This is a genomic window from Acidovorax sp. FJL06 (assembly GCF_003852545.1).
Taxonomy (GTDB): Bacteria; Pseudomonadota; Gammaproteobacteria; order Burkholderiales; family Burkholderiaceae_C; genus Acidovorax.
This window is the reverse complement of sequence record NZ_QAJR01000081.1, coordinates 1-2,565: the sequence shown is the minus strand read 5'-3', so window position 1 is coordinate 2,565 and position 2,565 is coordinate 1. Positions and strand designations below refer to the sequence as shown.

The 2,565-nt window shown below is 65.6% G+C and carries 3 protein-coding genes; 1 reads left to right on the top strand and 2 read right to left on the bottom strand.

From position 1 onward, the window contains the following. The coding region (locus tag DBV10_RS22595; RefSeq protein ID WP_233590035.1) for a HAMP domain-containing protein at positions 1–616 on the bottom strand (616 nt) is incomplete at its 3' end. Between the two features lie 238 nt (positions 617–854). Continuing rightward, the gene (locus tag DBV10_RS22590) at positions 855–1,382 is read right to left on the bottom strand and encodes a chemotaxis protein CheW (RefSeq protein WP_124515774.1); all 528 of its coding nucleotides are present in this window, start codon (positions 1,380–1,382) and stop codon (positions 855–857) included. Positions 1,383–1,681: 299 nt separating this feature from the next. Between DBV10_RS22590 and DBV10_RS22585 the strand changes: the two genes are divergently transcribed. After that, positions 1,682–2,488: an alpha/beta fold hydrolase gene (locus DBV10_RS22585; protein ID WP_124515775.1), complete on the top strand. Its 807-nt coding sequence runs from the start codon at positions 1,682–1,684 to the stop codon at positions 2,486–2,488. Positions 2,489–2,565: the final 77 nt, after the last annotated feature.

The following is a 2,565-nucleotide window of genomic DNA, read 5'->3' as shown; positions in this document are numbered from 1 at the left end:
CCGTGTTCACCAGGCTTTGCTGCATGCGCTGCAAGGCGCCCAGCAACTGACCGGTTTCGTCCTTGGACTGCACGACGATCTGGCCGCTCAGGTCGCCGGCGGCCACGCGGTCGGCGGCCTCCACGGCCTGCGCCAGCGGGCGGGTGATGGAGCGGATGATGCTGATGGCCAGAAAGATGGCCACGACAACCGCCAGGGCACCGGCAATCAGCACGTCCCGCTGCAGGGCATCTGCCGCAGCCTCGGCCCGCTTGCCGGAGTCGTCGGTCATCTGGGCCTGGAAGTCCACCTGCTCCTGAATCGCCTTCTGGTACGCGGCCTGGACAGGAAGCAGTTGCACTTCCAGCAACTTCAGGGCCTCGTCCCTTTTTCCTTGCTGGATCAGCGCCACATATTCATCGCCCAACTTGAGGAAGGCCTCGCGGTGCTGCTGCACGCGGGCCAGGATCTCCTTGCCCTTCTCCGAAACGACGAGCGCATTGAGCGTTTTCATCTGCTCGGCAATGGCACGACGCATCTCAGCCACGCGTTCCAGCGATGGCTTGACAACGCGCTCGTCGCTAATCAGCGCAATGTTGCGGAACTGGATGGCCTGCACATTGACCCCATTGGCCAAGACCCCCCATCGCCTTGGTAATGGGTATCCGCCGCTCAGCGATATCCATCAGCGCCGCACGCTGGCTTGCCGACCGGACCAGGGCCACCGCCCCCAGAGCAACCAGCAGCAGCACGATGGCTGCAAACGCTGCGGTGAGTCGGGTTGAGATCTTCCATTGATTCATCCTGCTTCTCCTCTGGGTTGATGTTGCTGCGGCCAGGGCGTGCGTGCTTGCGCCCTGAAAGCCTCCGATACGTTACCTGTGCGCGGCTTTTGTCACCAGTCCTATTTCGTCGCTGCTCAGCAAGGCCTCGATGTCCATCACGATCAGCATGCGGTCGCCCAGGCTGGCAATGCCGGTGACAAAGGCCGGGTCCACATGGCCCTGGCGCTCGAACTGCGGCGTGGGCTTGATGGCATCGGGGGTGAGCGTGACCACGTCGGCCACCGCATCGACCACGGCACCGATCACGGTGGCGCCAATGTCCAGAATGATGACCACCGTGAAGTCGGTGTAGCTGGCCTCGGGGCATTGCAGCTTCACGCGCAGGTCCAGAATCGGCACGATGCGGCCGCGCAGGTCAATCACGCCCCGAATGAAATCGGGCGAATGCGCCAGGCGCGTGGGCCGTTCGTAAGAGCGAATCTCCTGCACACGCAGGATGTCGATGCCGTACTCCTCGGCCCCCAGGCGAAAGGTCAGGTACTCGCCACCCGGCGCAGCGGCCGCCGGCTGGGCGGCGGCGAGGGCAACGGGGGACGCAGGGGCGGTTGCAGCAATCATGGGCGCGGACTTTCAAGGGGGTTGCATTCGGCAAGGCACGCGGTCAGCCAAAGCCCAGCCCGCGCAGATGTGCGCAAAGCATAGCAGTGGAAAGTTGCATTTGATAACAATTTGATGGCAAATAGCACCGGTTCGGGCGCGGAAGTCACCACCCCAAAAAAATTTGCGCAAGACTGAAAACCCGGGCAGGAATTGGAGAGCTAGCTCCATTTCCACCTCCGGCCATCCGTCCAAAAAATGCTACCGTCACCCAAAGCCACGGCCAGCCCGTGCGCGCCCCGCTTTGGAACGATGAATTGATGCCGCTGTTCAACAAAAAAGACACCAACCCCGCCTACCCGCCGCCACCCGGCTTGCCCCTGCTGGCGCTGGAGCTGCGCGCCCCCTGGGAGTTTGGCGCCGTGCTGCCCGCCTGGCCCGTGCTGCAGCGCGCCCCCCTGGGCGACGGGCACTCGGTCATCGTGTTTCCTGGGCTCACGGCGGGCGACGCCACCACCGTGCCGCTGCGCCGCTACCTCGAATCGCGCAACTACGACACCCTGGGCTGGGGCCAGGGCCTGAACCTGGGCCCGCGCGAAGGGGTGCTCGACAACGCCAAGCGCCAGCTGCAGGCCGCCAGCGACGCCAGCGGCGGCAAGGTCAGCCTGGTGGGCTGGAGCCTGGGCGGCATCTACGCCCGCGAGCTGGCCAAGGAGATGCCCGACCTGGTGCGCTGCGTGATCACGCTGGGCACGCCCTTTGCCGGGCACCACCGCTCCACCAACGCCTGGCGCATCTACCAGTTCGCCAGCGGCCGCAGCATCGAGCGCGAGACCGAGCACTACAACCTGCCCGAGGCACCGCCCGTGCCCACCACCAGCATCTTCTCGCGCAGCGACGGCGTGGTGGCCTGGCGCGGCAGCATCCAGGCCCCGGCAGCGCACAACCCGCACACCGAGAACATCGAGGTGGTGGCCAGCCACTTCGGCATCGGTCTGAACCCCAGCGCCTGGTGGGCCGTGGCCGACCGGCTGGGCCAGCCCCAGGGCCCGAGCGTGGTGTGGCAGCCATTCCAGCGCCCCCAGTTGCCGGGGCTGCAGCTGCTGTACCCCAACCCGCACCGCTGACACCGGGGGCGGGCCCCACGAACAAAGCACGCAGAGGGGGTACCCCTTCTGCGTGCTTCTCTTATACCTTCAGCTTC